Source organism: Paenarthrobacter sp. PH39-S1, assembly GCF_030063245.1.
GTDB lineage: Bacteria > Actinomycetota > Actinomycetes > Actinomycetales > Micrococcaceae > Arthrobacter_M.
In genome coordinates this window covers 90075-105479 of record NZ_JASISR010000004.1, presented here as the reverse complement: position 1 = coordinate 105479, position 15405 = coordinate 90075, and the positions used below count along the sequence as shown (strand labels likewise).

Sequence of the window (15405 nt, the reverse complement as noted above, 5' to 3'; positions counted from 1 at the left end):
GACTTATCGTCATTGGCGCTGCGAATGTGCGATGTCTGCGAATGTGCGATGCGATGTCTGCGAATGTGCGATGTATTGATCATTGGGCCGATCGAGTGCACTCTTAATACACCGACTCAGCATCACGCCTCGGCGGCGCCAAGCCGATGCCGCCGGACTCTACCAAGAGGAAAAAGGGAAGATATGGCTGGCTCCCAGGAACAGATTGTGTCCCGCCCAGGACAGATGATCGTCGCGAGGTTGGAGCGCCTCGACGTCTGGTCACTGTCCTACCTGTTCATTGGAATTATCGGGCTGGGCTTCCTGTTCACGTTCTACGACATTTTCGATATCAACGTCTCGTTCATTCAGACCTGTATCGCCCTCAGACCCGGCTGCACCCCGGAGAACGCATTGGATGCGTTGCCGCTGCCCGTGGTGCTTAACCTGGCCGGTTACGTGGTGGGAACACTGATCCTTAGCCCCATTGCGGATAAAATCGGGCGGCGCAACATGCTGCTCATCACCATGCTGATTACCGGCCTGGGCTCGCTCTACAACGCCCTGGCACCCGGGTATGTCAATTTTAACGTCGCCCGCATCATCACCGGAATGGGCATCGGTGCGGATCTGGCCATTGTCAACACGTACATCAATGAGGTTGCCCCGCGACGGGCCAGGGCGAAATTTACGACCATCATCTTCGTCATGTCCTCGTTGGGTGCGCTGCTCGGGATCTGGCTCGGACTGATCCTGACCACGGAGTCTACCGCCTGGCCGCTCGGACTCCCATTCGCGGTGGCCGGGCCCGGCTTCGATAACGGATGGCGCTGGATGTACGGCCTTGGCGCCCTCCTGGCCGTGATCGCCGTCCTGCTGCGGTTCGAGCTGCCCGAATCCCCGCGCTGGCTGGTCGGCCAAAACAGAATGGAGGAAGCGGACAAAGTTGTCCGGCAGATGGAGCTGAGGGCCCAGCGGCACGGGCCGCTGTCCGAGCCCGTCGTCGAGGATGCGGCCCTGAGGATCACGCCGCCCTCAAAGGTGCCGTACCGGGATCTGTTCTCCAGCCCGCTGTACCGGCGCCGACTGTTGCTGCTCTTCCTTATGTGGTTCATCGGCTACATCACCGTCTACGCCTACGCCTCCGGATTCACGAGCGTCCTGACCTCTCTGAAGTACCCGCCGCCCGAGGCGGGCGTGATCGCCGCCGTGGGCACCTTCGGGTTCGTGGCGGAGGCAGTCATCATGTCATTTTACGTGGAACGGCTCGAACGCCGGTACTGGCTGCCCATTGCTGCGGTGGTGACCCTGATCGGGGCATTCCTCATCGCGCTGGCCGGGGCAAGCATTGTGGTCTCGTTCGTTGGGGCGATACTGATTTTCGCCGGCTTCAACCTGTGGGTGTCACCCACTTACGCGTTGACCGCTGAAAGCTTCCCGACCCGGGCACGGACCACGGGCTTCGCTCTGGTGGACGGAGCGGGCCACATCGGCGGCGGAATCGGCGTCCTGGTCATAGCCCCATTTCTGCCGCATATGTCCATTCTTGCGGCGTTGCTGTTGATTTCCGTGTTCCTGGTTATCGCCGCCATCCTTGTTCAGTTCACTCCTCATACCCGGAACCGTCCGCTGGACCAAATTTCGCCATAGCCCCAGTGCTGACACCGACGCACCCGGCAGGGACTGAATTTAACCACCCAGTGATTCGGCACCGACCTCTTTGGGCACCACATCCATTCGCTAGGCCCCGACCTTCGTGATGCCCAACTGGGCCGTCGAGGCTCGGCGTTTTGAACGCTGATCTTCAGCCAGTTCGCCAGCTTCCTGGGCAAAGCCGCCGAGCGTTTGGACGCCGCCGGCATCGAATACTCCTATCTGGACGGCAAGTATCTGGACGGCAGGATGCGGCGCCGCGGCCAGGTGATCGAGGACTTCAAATCCAGCACGCAGGTGTTCCTGAGCAGCGTCAAGGCCGGCGGCTTCGGGCTAAACCTGACCGAGGCGGACCTCAGGATGTCCGCGGCCTGCTCGACAGCTGATGGCCCAGAATGTCCGTGTGGCCTGTTCGACAGCTGAAGCCCGAGTTCCAGCCTTTGTCGCAGACTTCTTTGTGCATATACTGCCGTTTATCCGTCCTGAACGGACGGAGCATCCGTCCCGCGGGCCGGATGCGTTTATCGGCAGAGGAGGCACGATCGTGCTGCTTTTGGACCAAATCGAGATGGACACTCTCACGCTTGCGCTCGAATTCAATTCCGACTTCGGGACCTCCTGGTGGCTTGACCCCGAGACCGGCGAAATTCTCTTGTACCCCGAGGACGGTGCGGCAGAGGCCGACGAATCCGCGGCCGACCTTGACGAGCGCGGGACCATCAAGATTGAGGCCGTCAGCTCACGGGAAGGGTACCAGTACATGGAAACGTTCATTTCGGGCCTTGACGACGGACGCGCCAAGGACCGCCTGTGGCAAGCGATCAACGGCAGCCGGCCCTTCCGGCACTTCAAGGACACGCTGATGGATTTCCCGGCGCTGAGCGAGCAGTGGTACGCCTTCCATGACGAGGCGGTGCGGCGTTACGCCATCGAGTGGCTCGTCGACGTGGGCGCCGTGGACAAATCCGAGGCGGAGAAGGCTCTCAAGGAGTGAGTTTGCCGCAGACTAACCAGCATGGAAGCTCCTGAACGACCCGGAGGCGGGAGAGATTGACGACGCCACGTCCTCCACCTTCCCCGGTGGCCCCTCTGACCTCAACCATGCCAGTAGTTCCGCTGCCGCGGATTGCGGTCCTTCGGCAATAATCTCCACGGATCCGTCGTTCCGGTTCGTGGCCGTACCTGTCAATTCCAGCTCCTCGGCCCGCCTGGCCGTCAGGTACCGGAAACCGACTCCCTGCACCACGCCGCTGACCCGGACTGTCAGACGGACTTCGTCTGGCCGGGATGTGGCATCTCGTTTTCCCATGCTCTTAACTTAGTCTCCCGGCTGCAGCACTACTCACCCGATTGCGGCCGCCGAAACGGAGTACCGACTCACCCTGTGGTGCCTCATGTCAAGGTGCTCGCGAAACGAGTAGTGCGTACCTCATCTAATGTGGGAAGACCTCCGGCTGGTTGCGTTGCACGATGCGCCCAAGACACTCAGAGCCCCTGCCCTGCCGAAAAAGCCCATCGAATACCTGCAGGAGCATGAAACACAGCCATCCTTGCGGCGTTCGACGGCGCAAGCGTGAAGTCGCGGCGCAACCGCATGCTTCTGATACTCCTCTATAACACCGGCGCCCGCGTCAGTGAGCTCATTGCGCTCACCCTCGGGGACCTCAAACTGGCACGGCCGGCGCACCTGAGCCTCCATTTCGGAGAACCCACCAAGCTCTCGGAAGACAGCCCCTCGGCAATCCTCAAGAAGGAGGGCGACCTCGCCCGGGAATCCTGTCCTTCGATCCGGATCAAGCTGCATTGCCGCATGATCCGCAAGACCAAGGCCATGGACCTCTACAAGCAGGGGATCCCACTACCGATCATCATGCAATTGCTCGGCCATGAAAGTATGAGCACCACCTCAGCCTTCTACGCCTTCGCCACCTTGGAGATGATGAAAGAAGCCATGAACGCCGCAACGCCCGGAATCAGCCACGCTAACACCGAGTGGCTCAGCGAAGAGAAACTTCAAATCCTCTACACCCTCCGGTAACCCGGAAATGCTAAGCCGAGGAAAGAATCCCTATTCCCTGCATGGCATGGCCCCGCAGCAAGATTCCTCAGCTTAGCGTTTTTCTCGGCATAATCCGAGTGCAGGTGATCGATCGGGTACGGGACCTGGTTATGGATCTCGGCCAGGGCTTGGGCGACCCATTTGGCGGACTTGTTCTTGATGGCCTGGTTCACGGTCCAGCCGGTGAATGGATCGGTGACGGTGAGTGTGAACGCGTACCGGCCCTTGGCCGTGTTCCCGCAGTGGGCGACGGTGTCGATGTCCACCAGCCCTGGTTGCCGGTCGATCACCGGGATCTTAGGTCATGATCGGAAATCTGCTCGGTGTGCCGGTTCTTCCGGGACCGGGTGGTGGACTTCCCGTCCGGGTACAGCTTGAGCTTGTACGGGGCCAGCAAACGGTCGATGGTGGCCGGGCTCATGGCCAGCAGCTGCTCCTTCACTGCCGGGCCGTAGCAGGACCGCACCTGACCGAAGGACCCGGTGCCCGCATAGGCATCCATGTTCGCCAAAGTAGCCGCCATGGCCGGGGCCAGGTACTTCCCGCAGGGCTGCCCGGCGATCACCCAGACCCGCTGCAGCACCAGTACCGTGTCATAGCCGGCGCTGCGCGGACGGGGCTTTCGCTGCACTGTCCCAGCCGGGCCCCGCCGGGTGAGCGCGTTGGACAGTTGGCGGCGGGCACTGGCCCGGGGCCAGCCAACCGCGGCCACCAACCGGTCCAAGATCTCGCCCCGACCCTTCTTTGAAGCCCGGAAATACTCCGCAGCTTCCTTCCTCGTGATTTCCCTGCGCGCAGACAACGTCAACCCAAAACCCATCCCTCCAACACACCAAGAGTGCCCGGCCGTGGCCAGAAATTTCGCGAGCATTTTCCACACGAGGCACGCACCCCATTTCGCGAGCACTTTAGATGAGTCTCGTCGTATACTGGACAGCGCCCGAAGCTGAGTCCCAGAATAGGACCTCACGACAGTGGGGGGCCCATGACCGCCAGTGCGGATTCGGTACCCTGGGAGGCGCGCCTGCAGCTTCTCGGGCGCTGGAACCTGTCGGTCGTCGATGGCGACCCGGCGGTACCGGCAGAGACCACCCAAAAGCTGATGGCGCTCTTGGCCCTGCGGGGTACCCTGTCCAGATCACAAATCTGGGGAACATTGTGGCCTGATGCCACCACCGTCCACGCCTCCGGCCGGCTCCGGACCGCGATGTGGAGACTCGCCGGTGGCCGATTGCTTTTGCTCAACGAGGATCATGGACAGCTGAATCTGCCGCACGGTGTACGCGTGGATGTATGGGATTTGTACAGTGCCGCCGCCGCGTTGGCCCGCGGTGACAACTCCGCCGCGGCTCGCCCCGAGATGGCCCTGTTCAGCGCGGATCTGCTGCCGGACTGGGACGACGATTGGCTTGTCGTTGACCGCGAGCAGATCAGGCAACTGCGGTTGCATTCCCTGGAGTCATTGTCCACGCTGTTGCTGCAGGAACGCCGTTTCGGTGCGGCCGTTGAGGCTGCCTTAGCCGCTGTCAGCGTTGACCCCCTGCGCGAGAGCGCTCACCGGGCCGTTATTTGCGCGCATCTGGCCGAAGGGAACGCTGCCGAGGCGCTGCGCCAGTTCGATATCTGCCGGAGGCTCTATGCGGAGCAGCTGAACGCGGTCCCCAGCCGCGCCCTGTTTTCGTTGGTCTCAGACTTCGCTGGTCTCAGGCCTCACCGCTGGTAGGCCTCAGCAGACCTGACCCGCACCGGTTCGGTCCTTTCGATGAGGCTGCGGATTCTGGCACCCGGCAAAACACCGAGCTCTTGGGCCACCATAGATACATAAGCCTTGTAGATCCGGCGCGCTTCAACGATATTGCCCTCGGCCAGATGGGCTTCCACCAGCGCCCGTTGGGCGCTTTCCCGCAATGGGTCAATGTCGACGGCGTCCATGGCGACTTCCACGGCCTCCGCGTACCGCTCCAAGTGGATCAACTGACGGCAGAGTGCTTCGAGGCCATGGAGCAGGCGCTGGCGGAGGCGTTCGCGCTCAAAGATCACCCAATCGTCGTACCAGCCGGGGAGGAGATCGAGCGCCTCAAGGTTCCATGCGGGTAGCGCCAGGTCCGTGATCTGCGCTGTGCCGCCGATCACGCGGCCTGCCCAATCACGCAGGGCATAGATGTCTATGCTGGTTTCGTCCCGCAATTCGATGAACACCTTGTCCGCCTCCAGAACGACTATGCCAGCTCCCTTTAACCGCCAAAGTGCGGATCTGAGGTTTCCCGACGCGCGGTCATCGGAGACGTAGGGCCACAGCGTTCCGGCCGCGTGACGTCTATCGACGCGCCCTTCATGGAGCGCGACAAAGACAAGAAGCTTTTTGCTGCCTTCCGGCACTGCAATACGCTTCCCTGCCTGGATCACGTAGGGGCCGCCAAGGAGGCAAATCGCGAGTTGATCGAGCCGGGCAGGCTGACTGAGCTGGGTGCTGACCATCGCATCTAGACCCTCCTTATGAGATGAACGGGTAGGAGGACTGTAGTGTGACAAGCGTCACCACAGCGTCACATCGGAATCATTGCCGACTTCGGCGCTGCAGGCCCTGGGAGGCCCTAACCCTCGCGCCCCCCATGCCGGTCATACCAACTCTGACCCCCATTGCGTTCGCGCCCCTCCCGCCGCTCTTCGCGTTCCTCGCGCTCCTCCCGCCGCTCTTCCCGTTCTTCCCGTTCCTCCCGCCGTTCCTCGCGTTCCTCGCGCTCCTCCCGCCGCTCTTCCCGTTCCTCGCGCTCCTCATGCTCCTCGCGTTCCTCCCGGGAATCACGGCCCTCATGCCCTTCCTGATGCCCGTGCCTTTCCCCGTCAGCATCACAGGGCCGTTCGTCAGCACAGAGTTTGTCATAGATGACGATGATTTCGTCGACGGTGTTGGATTGCAGCCTGGCGCAATGATCCTGTTCCGCTTTCCGCCGGCAGTCCCGTACGGCCTTCGTTCCGAGCAGTTTCGAAACCGCCCCGCCGCCGTTGGTCCAACACTTCAGGGCGCAGCACAGGCACTCAACAAATTCATTGACATCGCCAAAGCCGTTCCAGACCCGGTTCACGTCGCGCTCCGCCACCAACGCCTGGGCATAGACCATTTTCAGATCTGTTGTAGCCGGATCCTCAAGCAAGACCGCGTTGATCTTGTCGACGTCGTCCTTGCGGGCCGCCACCCGCAGCTCCAGGGCCGCCGGTTCACCCACGAGAGTCGTGAAGCACTGTTGGGCCGCATCGGTCCGCGCCTGATACTTATCGATCCGCTTTACCAGCTCGTCGTACGGGAGGCCTTGGCAGTCCAGATCAAAGTGGCAGTCGGCCTCTGAACAGCAGCACCCGATCTCCGGCTGACACTTGGTGAGTTGATCCACCACCTGTACAAATGCCTTGTCCAGGTTCCGGACAACCCGTTCCTGTTCAATCTTGCAGCGGATCCGCTCGGTGAGCTGTTTCACGGCATGCTGCAGATCCTGGACCTTGAGCTGGGCATCGTGTCTTTTTTGGCGGTAGTCCTTGCGCGTCAGATCGTAGTCCATCTTGGCCTTGTCCAGCAGAACCGTGAACGGGCCGTTGTACTCCGCTTGTTTGGCGATCCCCATCATCCTGCACTGCAGATCGTCAATGTGTTTCGGGTCGCAGCCGGCATCCTCGGCCGATGCGATTTCGGAACCGTTCTCTGCCGGCTCCTCCATGTCCTTCTCGGTGTTCATCGTCGGTTTCCTTCATCCCGGTCCACTGGTACGTCGCCAGCCGCGTTCCTAAGTTTCCGGCCGCGGTGTCACCGAGCGGTCACGGCGGCGTTCGGCTTATTCCGGGGGCCATCGGTGCGACGGTCCAGTGACGCGGACCGGCAATGCTGGGCCCATGGCTGGATATCAGGCCCTCGCTGCCGCCGGTTTGAGCATCGTGGCATTGCTCAACAGGCGCTTCCACGCGGTGCCCGGGGCGGCTGCCTTGGACGCTTTCCTGGCCAGCACCAATGAGCTCAAGACGATGAAGACCAATTCGGGGCAGCTTGTCCATCAGCCGGCCATTTCCGTGTACTGCTACCGGGTCAGCGTGGACCGCGAGACCCGGGCCGGCTGGTCGGCCGTGGGAAGTATCGACGGGATCCCCCGGCTCCCGCTGCGCATGCACTTTCTCATTGCGGCGTGGGCGCCCAACGTCGAGGATGAATTGCGGTTTCTTGGCTTGGCGGCCCAAACGTTGGAGAGCGAGAGCATCCTCACTGGTCCGCTACTCGATTCGAGCGGGGAGTGGGCGGCCGGCGACGCGGTGCAGATAGTCTCCGATGATCTGACCCTGGACTCCATGAGCGAGGCCTTTCAGGCGCTGAGTACCGATTACCGGTTGTCGCTTCCATACCTCGCGCGCGTGATCTGTATCGAGGGACGGCAGGAGCCCGACGGCGAACGGGTCGCCACAGTCGCGGCGCGCACCAAGGCGGGGATGCCGTGATGATCGACGGCGTGATCGATACCGTAATCGGCAAGGCAACCGTGCTGCACCAGCTGGCGCTGGGCGTCGAGTGCTTCGACGCCATCACCGGGACCTCAATCGCCACAGGGGTCCGGGTTGGCCGCGAGGTGACCGCTCCTAAGCGTCGAATCCATTCCCAGGCGGCATGGCCGTGCTCGGACCTTGACGGGTCCGGGGTGGGTCGGTTCAAGCTCCGGTATGGCCCGCTCGTCCCAGCTGCATTTGTGGTCAGGATCGACGATCCGGACCGGCGCTACGCACCCCGCCGGTTTTCGGTCCACCTTTGGCCGCTCGCCGCCGTCGCAGCTGGGGCCGCGGGGCCGTATATTCCTGTCGCCTCGCGGCTGCTTCGCGTGTGGCTCTGGCCGGGTTCCGCCTATGCATTCCCCCGCGGCAGCACGCTCGTCCGCGGCCGGGTGGGCGACAACGGACTCCCCGTCCGTTGGGCGCGTGTCACGGCGACCGGGCCAAACGGTGCGATCGCAGGACGCGCGCACGCCGACGAACGCGGCGAATTCCTGCTGGTCGTATCCAACCCGGACCAAAATCCACTGCAGGACTCCGTGGCCCTTGACCTGGTGGCCTCGGCGCCGAAATCGCCAAGTCCGGCCGACGGAACCGACCGTTGCTCGGACCTCGTCATCGAGGACGTTCCTCGCTCCTGGGCACCGCCACTCCCGCAGGATCTGGATAACTCAGTGCTCCGGGGCGTCAGTCCGCCGCCCGGTTATGTCCCCTCGCTTCAGCCGGCGCAGCACGAGGTACCCATCGGTACCGGGCTCGTCCTGCACGACGATGTCTCATTCAACCCTTAAGCGTGACCTAGGAGGTCAACATGCCTGAATACCTAACGCCCGGTGTATACCTCGAGGAGACCAGCTTCCGGTCCAAATCCATCGAAGGGGTGGCCACATCCACCTTCGGCATGGCCGGACTCACCCGCTACGGCCCCACCCCGTATGACATCACCGCGCCGGGCTCGGACCCAATGGCGATGACGCCGCAGCCCACGCTGGTCACCAGCTACACGGAGTTTGAGCGCGCCTTCGGCGGCCTCGACGGCGTCGGCCTGGCGACCGACCAGCGAAATTACTTGGCCTTTGCCGCCAGGGCGTTCTTCGGCAACGGCGGCCGGCGTCTATACGTGTCCCGCGTGTTTCCTTTCGCGCTGGACGCGAACGAAGCCATTGACCTGACGAAAAACTTCGCCACACTGCCCATCCCCGTCCCGCCCGACGGGCCACCTCCCGTGCCTCCCGCGGGGGCACCGGCAGCAACCTGGCGTACGCGCTGGCCCGGCGCCGCGGGCAACGAGTTCAACATCAGGGTCAGCCTGCAGCGCAGCAAAAATGTCCTCATCGGCTCAACCGCAGGGGCCGCCCCGCCAGGGGCTACCCCAAAACCCGGCGTGCTGCAGGGTCTGGGCTCTGACGCCGTCGTGGAAATGTACGCCGGTGACGCTAAGATTCCCCCCGGGACCGACCCCAAGAGCGGCAATCCGAATCCTCCCGCCGCCGACAGCCTGCGGATCGTCGGCAACGACGGCAAGGGGAACCAGACCCTGATCGACCCCGCAACCGGTGCGTCCACACCCGTCCCCGCTGCCGGCGCGCTGGCCAGCCACCTGACACTCACCGTGACCGTCAGCTGGGGACGCCGGACCGATGTGTACCCGGGACTGGAACTGAACCCGGCGCATCCGCGGTCCATCGCAAATATTCTGCAGGCGGCCGACCCCAACGACGAAGCCTGCCTGGTCTGGCTGGACATCCCCGGCAGTCCGGCGGCGGGACCAGGACCAGCGCCGGTGTCCGATCAACTGACTCCCCTGCTGACGGCCCTGCTGACGCTGAGCCAGCCGAAATATCTCACCGGCGGCACGGAAGGAGCTGCCCTGAGCCCGGACGCCATCAAGGGCGAAAAAGCCGACCCGGATAACGTGAACAAGGCCGCCACCGGCCTTGAAGCCCTGCTGGAAGTGGAAGATATTGCCATCGTCGCCTCGCCCAACGCCATCGGCTTTTCGACCGAGGCCGAGCGCAAGACGGCGGTGGATGACCTCATCGCGCACTGCGAAGCGCCGCACGCCTACCGGATCGGCATCATCGATCCGCCGGCAAACGCGTCGCTGTCGGAGGTGCGCACCTTCCGTTCCCAATTCGATTCCACCTACGCGGCCCTGTACTACCCCTGGGTGGAGATCGTGGATCCGACGGTCAGGGTCGATCCCAGTGCGGCACCGGCACGACTGGACCTGCCGCCGTCGGGCTTCACCGCGGGCATCTACGCCCGCAACGACGTGCAGCGCGGCGTCCACAAGGCGCCCGCCAATGAGGTGATCCTGGGGATCACCAAGTTCGTCCAGAACGTCACCTATGACCGGCAGGCCGTGCTGAATCCCGAGGGCATCAACGCGCTGCGGTTCTTCGAGGGCCGCGCCAACCGGGTCTGGGGGGCGCGGACCATCAGCTCCGACCCGGAGTGGAAGTACGTCAACGTGCGCCGGCTGTTCGTCTACCTGGAGCATTCCATCGATAAGTCCACCCAGTGGGCGGTCTTCGAGCCGAACAACGAACGGCTCTGGGCATCGATCCGGCAGTCCATCGAGGATTTCCTCCTGGTGGTCTGGCGTACCGGCGCGCTAATGGGCACCAAACCGGAGGAAGCGTTCTTTGTGCGCTGCGACCGGACGACCATGGCGCAGAACGACCTGGACAACGGCCGGCTGATCTGCCTCATCGGGGTGGCCCCAACCTATCCCGCAGAATTCGTGATCTTCCGTATCGGTCAGTGGACCGCTGACGCCCAGCAGGCTTGAGGTGAAATGAATCATGGCAATTCGAAATAATCCGTATGGAGCGTTCAACTTCATGGTCAAGCTCGGTGATGCCGGCGGTGAGGAACTGATTGCCGGCGGGTTCTCCGATGTGAGCGGCCTCGGCAACGAAATCAAGTACTCCGAATACCGCAACGGCAATGATGCGGACAACCACGTCCGCAAGGTTCCCAATGTCAACAGTGTCGATGATGTGACCCTCAAGCGCGGAGTGATCGGCGATCTGCGCCTGTTCAGCTGGCTTCAGGCCACCAGCAGGGGTGAAATCCAGCACCGGACTGTCACCATCACGCTGCTGGACGAGCGCCGCACCGCCGTCTGCAGCTGGATCCTGCGCGATGCGCAGCCCAAGAAATGGGTGGGCCCCAGCCTGACCGGCAAGGGAGGCGGTGAGGTAGCCATGGAGGAGCTGCATCTGGTCGCCGAAAGCATTGACTACCAGTCCACATGACCGCCGGACTGCAGCTGGGCCGCCCGGGCATATACCCGTTCGGTGACAGCAACAGCCGCCCGGAGTCGGGCTTCGAACCGGTGCGCCTGGACGAGACCGGCTTCGTGGGCGTCGCCCTCCGAGGTCCCGTGGACAGGCCCATCATGGTGGCGAGCTGGTCTGACTATGTCCGAAACTTCGGCGCCTTCGAACGGGAGCCACAGGCGCCGGACCGGCTGCTGCCCTATGCCGTGCAGGCCTTCTTCGCCCAGGGCGGGGAGCGTGCATGGGTGCTGCGCGTCGCTCCCCCGCCGGATTGGACGGGCGATGACGCCGAAGCGGCGACGGCACGGTTCCGGATCGGCGCGGGAACATCCGACGCAAGCGGGTTGAACTCGGCCGCCCCCTGGCTGACCGCCGCCAGTGAAGGAACATGGGGCACCGGATTGCGGGTCCGCCTCGGCTTCGAGGTGCTGCAGTCCTTTGACGGAAGCCTTGACGACGACGGCGGAATCAAGCTTCCAGCGGGAGCAGTCCTGGCGCCGTGGTCCCTGCTGCGGTTGCTGCCGCTGGACCCGCCGGGTCTCCCCCGTCTGGGCTGGGTGGCCGGCGAACGCCGGACCGACCCGCGCGCCGGCGGGCGGTCCGCCGTGCTGGAGACCCCGATGCCTGTTCCCGCCGTTGGGTTTCTTCGAGTGGACGTGGTCACGGCCGTGCTGGAGGCCGCTGAATCGGGTGCCGCCCAGCGCGAACGGCTCAGCGGGATGGGCCTGCGACCGGGGCACCCCCGGTTTCTTCCGGACGTCCTTGTCAGCGAGTCAGTGCTCCTGCGGGCCACGGGTGACTGGGGCCGGGCCGAGCCGCTGCCGGATCCGCGGCTTGACGACGTCCCGGTGCTGCCGGTTCATCCGGGTAAGGACCGCAGCCCGGGGATAGATTTTCACAGCTTCTACGACGACGGGCCGGCGGACCAGGATCCGCTCGATGAAGCGTGCCATCGGGGTGTGGACGCTTTGGGCCGCGAATCCCGCATCGGCCTGCTGTGCGTGCCTGACCTGTACTGGCGCGCGGCTCCGGCTGCCGAGGTGCCGGCGCCCGCTCCGGTCCGGCACGCCGCCTCCTGCTGCTGCGGCTGCCTGGACCCGCGCGGGACCCCGGGCACCTGCGGCTGCCAGGCTTCCTGTGGTTGCCGGGCCCGCGGCGGCTGCCGGGATACAGTGCGGCAGGACCCCGACTACGCCCCCGCCGCCGACGTGCCGCCGGCCCTTGACGCCCGCGACCCCGGGGACCTGGCCGAGATCGTCCGGCGGCAGCTGCGCCTGGTGGAGGTGGCGGAGCTGCGGCACCGCTTCGTGGCGTTGCTGGACGTACCGGCGGGGTTGTCGCAGCGCCAGATCCATGACTGGCGCACCGGGTTCGGCGGCAGCTACGCAGCCGCCTACTTTCCCTGGCTCGGCGTGCCCCGCATCGGGCCGGGACGGCCCGCCATCGTCCAACTGCCGCCGTCGTCCTTTGCAGCGGGCATCATCGCCGCGCGCGAGCGCCGGCTCGGCCTCTCCTGGGGGCCGGCCAATGCCCTGGCGGTCGGCGCCGTGCTCAGCGCCGACGTCGTCAGCGATGCCACGCACGACGCGCTGCATCTGCAGGGCATCAACGTCTACCGCCAGGACCGGGACGGCATCCGGCTCAGCGCCGCCCGCACCCTGTCCACCGATCCGGAATACGTCCAGCTCAGCGTCCGCCGGCTGATGACCATGCTGGCCCTTACCTTGGAACGCCAGGCGCAGTGGCTGGTCTTCGAACCCAACACGCCTCAGCTCCGGACCACGCTGACCCGGATGCTGACGGCGTTCCTCCGGGACCAGCACCGGCGCGGGGCGTTTGCCGGCGGCACCGAGGCCGAGTCCTTCTTTGTGCAGTGCGACGACGGCCTCAACCCGCCGCAGTCTCAGGGCCTGGGGCGGCTGGTCGCCGAAGTCGGCGTGGCCCCCGCGTTCCCGTTGGAGTATCTAGTACTGCGGATTTCGCAGGACGTGGACGGCTCGGTGCTCGTGGCCGGCCCGGGGCAGGAGGGCGGCAATGCCTGAGCTGCTTCAGACCTTCAGGTTCCACGTAACGCTAACGCCCAGCGCGCCGGGTACGAAAGTTCCGGCCATCTGCGTGGACGGTGGCTTCGCCGAATGCAGCGGGCTGGTGCTGGAGGCGGACGTGCGCGAATATCTGGAAGGCGGCCGGAACGACGGCGTGATCCGTCGGGTGGGGCGCGTCAAGCTTTCGCCGCTGGTCCTCAAGCGCGGCATGCTCGCCGGCGGCAGCGGAGAGGTCAACAACGAGTTGTGGCACTGGCTGACGTCCATGGTCAGTGGTGCCCTGCCGGTGGCCCGCTATGACGGCGAAATCAGGGTGGATGATCCGAGCGGCAACCAATCGTTGGCCCGTTGGATCTTCGAACGGGGCCTGCCGCTGAAGGTCGCGGGGCCCACGCTGAACGCCAAGACCGGCGAGATAGCCGTGGAGGAACTTCAGATTGCCCATCAGGGCCTGCGGCTGGGACTGACGCCGTGAGCGCCCAGCTGTCCAAGGCAAGCCTGATCCGGCTGAAGAAAACGGAGGGCAAGGGGCCGAACGCGCACTCCACAGTCGCACCGGAGGATGGAGCGTCTTCCTTTGAAGTGCAGTTCAATCCCACCTCGCTGAAAATCTCGCGGCAGAACAATGTGGACAAGGGCGGCTCCACCACCCGCACTCAGGCGCGGCAGAACCCCTCAACGCAGTCAGCGACCCTGACGTTCGATCTGGAATATGACACGGCCGAGGGCGATGCAGCTGGCCATGCCGTGGACGTCCGCACCAAGACGCTGCAGATCCGCCAGTTCGTGGAACCGAATCCGGATGACCCCAAGCAGCCTCCCCCGCCCATCCGGTTCATCTGGGGCACCTTCCATTTCAGCGGCGTTGTCACCGCGGTCACCGAGGATCTGGACTATTTCTCCCCCGAGGGCCGGCCCCTGCGGGCCAAGGTCTCCGTCACCATCACCGAACAGGACCCCCGGTGGGAGGCCAACTTCACCGGCCCCGGGGTCCGTGACGCCAAGACGGCCACACCCCCCGGGGGCGGCAACGCCGCCACTGGCCCGGGCGCACCGCCGGCGCCGAATCCCACCAGCGCCGCCGTCGCCCAGGGCGGCGAAAGCCTGCAGCAGCTGCTCGCCCGGCAGGGTGCGGACCCGGCCACCTGGCGCGCGGCCATGGAAGGGCTGGACAGCCCACTGTCGCTGGCGGCCGGTGCTCAGATCCAGCTCAGCGCCGGGCTCTCAGTTGGCGCCGGCATTGGCATGTCCGCCGGTTTTGCCGCCGGTGTCCAGTTGGGGGGCACCGCCTCCTTGGGCGCGGCGCTGGGCCTGAGTGCCAGTGCGGGCATCGGAATCGGCGCGTCGGAGGAGACAGCTGCCGGTTTTGCCTTGACTGCTGGCGGCGGCGTGTCCGCATCCTTGAATACCGTCCTATCCGCCCTAACTGCTCTCCAAGTCGCATCAGCCAAGGCGGCATTCGACGTCCCCGGCGTCACGGGGCTGGGGTCGGTCAGCACCTCTTTTTCCGCCGCAACGGGCGTTTCGGCGTCCGCCCGCGTTTCGGCGTCCGCCCGCGTTTCCGCCTCGTCCGGCCCGCGTCCGGTCGATCCCAGGACACAGACCTATGGCACGTCCATCCCGCTGCGCGCCCGTGCAAGCGCCATCACCACCGCGGCTGCAACCGGACTGGCCGGCGGATTGTCCGGCGTCGTCGAAGCCCACACAAGTTTGAGCGAACTGGCCGTGGGCACCACGGCCGGCACCGCCCCCTGGGCACAATTGCCCGGTGCCGCACCGGAACGGTCCTTCGCCGACGGTCAGCAACGCCGCCGTGACGCTGGCGGGGGCACGATGAGGTGGAGACCCGGGAGGTGAG

General features: G+C 64.7%; 16 protein-coding genes and 1 pseudogene. 12 read left to right on the top strand and 5 right to left on the bottom strand.

The features are described 5' to 3' along the window. Window positions 1–183 precede the first annotated feature (183 nt). The 3 genes and pseudogenes from QMG52_RS04155 (at window position 184) to QMG52_RS04145 (ending at window position 2626) form a co-directional block, all read left to right on the top strand. Complete coding sequence (locus QMG52_RS04155) at window positions 184–1629, top strand: MFS transporter (RefSeq protein WP_283559169.1); 1446 nt, start codon at window positions 184–186, stop codon at window positions 1627–1629. Window positions 1630–1776: 147 nt separating this feature from the next. Further along, window positions 1777–1986: pseudogene (locus QMG52_RS04150) on the top strand (helicase-related protein); the annotation flags it as partial. A gap of 190 nt (window positions 1987–2176) precedes the next feature. Beyond that, on the top strand, window positions 2177–2626 hold the full coding sequence (locus QMG52_RS04145; protein ID WP_283559168.1) for a UPF0158 family protein: 450 nt from the start codon (window positions 2177–2179) through the stop codon (window positions 2624–2626). Between the two features lie 12 nt (window positions 2627–2638). Here the strand turns inward: QMG52_RS04145 and QMG52_RS04140 are convergent, their stop codons facing one another. Then, window positions 2639–2941, bottom strand: coding sequence for an acylphosphatase (locus QMG52_RS04140; protein WP_283559167.1), 303 nt, complete (start codon window positions 2939–2941; stop codon window positions 2639–2641). A 285-nt stretch (window positions 2942–3226) separates the two neighbouring features. Here QMG52_RS04140 and QMG52_RS04135 point away from each other — a divergent pair, with 285 nt between their 5' ends. Next, window positions 3227–3670: a tyrosine-type recombinase/integrase gene (locus QMG52_RS04135; RefSeq protein WP_349361651.1), complete on the top strand. Its 444-nt coding sequence runs from the start codon at window positions 3227–3229 to the stop codon at window positions 3668–3670. Here QMG52_RS04135 and QMG52_RS04130 read toward each other — a convergent pair. Then, a complete protein-coding gene (locus tag QMG52_RS04130) occupies window positions 3655–3981 on the bottom strand; it encodes a hypothetical protein (RefSeq protein ID WP_283559166.1) in 327 nt (108 codons plus the stop codon). The genes QMG52_RS04135 and QMG52_RS04130 overlap by 16 nt on opposite strands. Further along, a complete protein-coding gene (locus tag QMG52_RS04125) occupies window positions 3978–4499 on the bottom strand; it encodes a hypothetical protein (protein ID WP_283559165.1) in 522 nt (173 codons plus the stop codon). Before QMG52_RS04125 ends, QMG52_RS04130 begins: the two co-directional genes overlap by 4 nt. Before the next feature lie 177 nt (window positions 4500–4676). Between QMG52_RS04125 and QMG52_RS04120 the strand changes: the two genes are divergently transcribed. Beyond that, window positions 4677–5414 carry an AfsR/SARP family transcriptional regulator gene (locus QMG52_RS04120; RefSeq protein WP_283559164.1) on the top strand — a complete coding sequence of 246 codons (738 nt, stop codon included), beginning with the start codon at window positions 4677–4679 and terminating at the stop codon, window positions 5412–5414. Here QMG52_RS04120 and QMG52_RS04115 read toward each other — a convergent pair. Beyond that, complete coding sequence (locus tag QMG52_RS04115; RefSeq protein WP_283559163.1) at window positions 5402–6169, bottom strand: AfsR/SARP family transcriptional regulator; 768 nt, start codon at window positions 6167–6169, stop codon at window positions 5402–5404. The two genes, QMG52_RS04120 and QMG52_RS04115, sit on opposite strands and share 13 nt — an antisense overlap. Window positions 6170–6285: 116 nt before the next feature. Continuing rightward, window positions 6286–7422: a hypothetical protein gene (locus QMG52_RS04110; RefSeq protein WP_283559162.1), complete on the bottom strand. Its 1137-nt coding sequence runs from the start codon at window positions 7420–7422 to the stop codon at window positions 6286–6288. A 154-nt stretch (window positions 7423–7576) separates the two neighbouring features. Here QMG52_RS04110 and QMG52_RS04105 point away from each other — a divergent pair, with 154 nt between their 5' ends. Genes QMG52_RS04105 through QMG52_RS04075 form a run of 7 tightly spaced genes read left to right on the top strand, consistent with a single transcriptional unit; the run spans window position 7577 to window position 15404 of the window. Next, complete coding sequence (locus QMG52_RS04105; RefSeq protein WP_283559161.1) at window positions 7577–8170, top strand: Pvc16 family protein; 594 nt, start codon at window positions 7577–7579, stop codon at window positions 8168–8170. Beyond that, window positions 8167–9006 carry a hypothetical protein gene (locus tag QMG52_RS04100; protein WP_283559160.1) on the top strand — a complete coding sequence of 280 codons (840 nt, stop codon included), beginning with the start codon at window positions 8167–8169 and terminating at the stop codon, window positions 9004–9006. The genes QMG52_RS04105 and QMG52_RS04100 overlap by 4 nt, the downstream gene beginning before the upstream one ends. A gap of 20 nt (window positions 9007–9026) precedes the next feature. Beyond that, window positions 9027–11009, top strand: coding sequence for a phage tail sheath family protein (locus QMG52_RS04095; protein WP_283559159.1), 1983 nt, complete (start codon window positions 9027–9029; stop codon window positions 11007–11009). A 13-nt stretch (window positions 11010–11022) separates the two neighbouring features. Beyond that, window positions 11023–11478 (top strand): phage tail protein, encoded by a 456-nt coding sequence (locus tag QMG52_RS04090; protein WP_283559158.1) that lies wholly within the window; start codon window positions 11023–11025, stop codon window positions 11476–11478. After that, window positions 11475–13544, top strand: coding sequence for a phage tail sheath C-terminal domain-containing protein (locus QMG52_RS04085; protein WP_283559157.1), 2070 nt, complete (start codon window positions 11475–11477; stop codon window positions 13542–13544). Before QMG52_RS04090 ends, QMG52_RS04085 begins: the two co-directional genes overlap by 4 nt. Further along, a complete protein-coding gene (locus QMG52_RS04080) occupies window positions 13537–14022 on the top strand; it encodes a phage tail protein (RefSeq protein WP_283559156.1) in 486 nt (161 codons plus the stop codon). The genes QMG52_RS04085 and QMG52_RS04080 overlap by 8 nt, the downstream gene beginning before the upstream one ends. Further along, a complete protein-coding gene (locus QMG52_RS04075) occupies window positions 14019–15404 on the top strand; it encodes a CIS tube protein (protein ID WP_283559155.1) in 1386 nt (461 codons plus the stop codon). The genes QMG52_RS04080 and QMG52_RS04075 overlap by 4 nt, the downstream gene beginning before the upstream one ends. Window position 15405: the final 1 nt, after the last annotated feature.

What these genes read in the sequence shown, in the direction of transcription:
- QMG52_RS04155 (WP_283559169.1), top strand. Translation starts at nt 184, where the DNA reads ATGGCTGGCTCCCAGGAACAGATTGTGTCCCGCCCAGGACAGATGATC.
- QMG52_RS04140 (WP_283559167.1), bottom strand. Translation starts at nt 2,941, where the DNA reads ATGGGAAAACGAGATGCCACATCCCGGCCAGACGAAGTCCGTCTGACA.
- QMG52_RS04135 (WP_349361651.1), top strand. Translation starts at nt 3,227, where the DNA reads ATGCTTCTGATACTCCTCTATAACACCGGCGCCCGCGTCAGTGAGCTC.
- QMG52_RS04120 (WP_283559164.1), top strand. Translation starts at nt 4,677, where the DNA reads ATGACCGCCAGTGCGGATTCGGTACCCTGGGAGGCGCGCCTGCAGCTT.
- QMG52_RS04115 (WP_283559163.1), bottom strand. Translation starts at nt 6,169, where the DNA reads ATGGTCAGCACCCAGCTCAGTCAGCCTGCCCGGCTCGATCAACTCGCG.
- QMG52_RS04110 (WP_283559162.1), bottom strand. Translation starts at nt 7,422, where the DNA reads ATGAACACCGAGAAGGACATGGAGGAGCCGGCAGAGAACGGTTCCGAA.
- QMG52_RS04105 (WP_283559161.1), top strand. Translation starts at nt 7,577, where the DNA reads ATGGCTGGATATCAGGCCCTCGCTGCCGCCGGTTTGAGCATCGTGGCA.
- QMG52_RS04095 (WP_283559159.1), top strand. Translation starts at nt 9,027, where the DNA reads ATGCCTGAATACCTAACGCCCGGTGTATACCTCGAGGAGACCAGCTTC.
- QMG52_RS04090 (WP_283559158.1), top strand. Translation starts at nt 11,023, where the DNA reads ATGGCAATTCGAAATAATCCGTATGGAGCGTTCAACTTCATGGTCAAG.
- QMG52_RS04085 (WP_283559157.1), top strand. Translation starts at nt 11,475, where the DNA reads ATGACCGCCGGACTGCAGCTGGGCCGCCCGGGCATATACCCGTTCGGT.
- QMG52_RS04080 (WP_283559156.1), top strand. Translation starts at nt 13,537, where the DNA reads ATGCCTGAGCTGCTTCAGACCTTCAGGTTCCACGTAACGCTAACGCCC.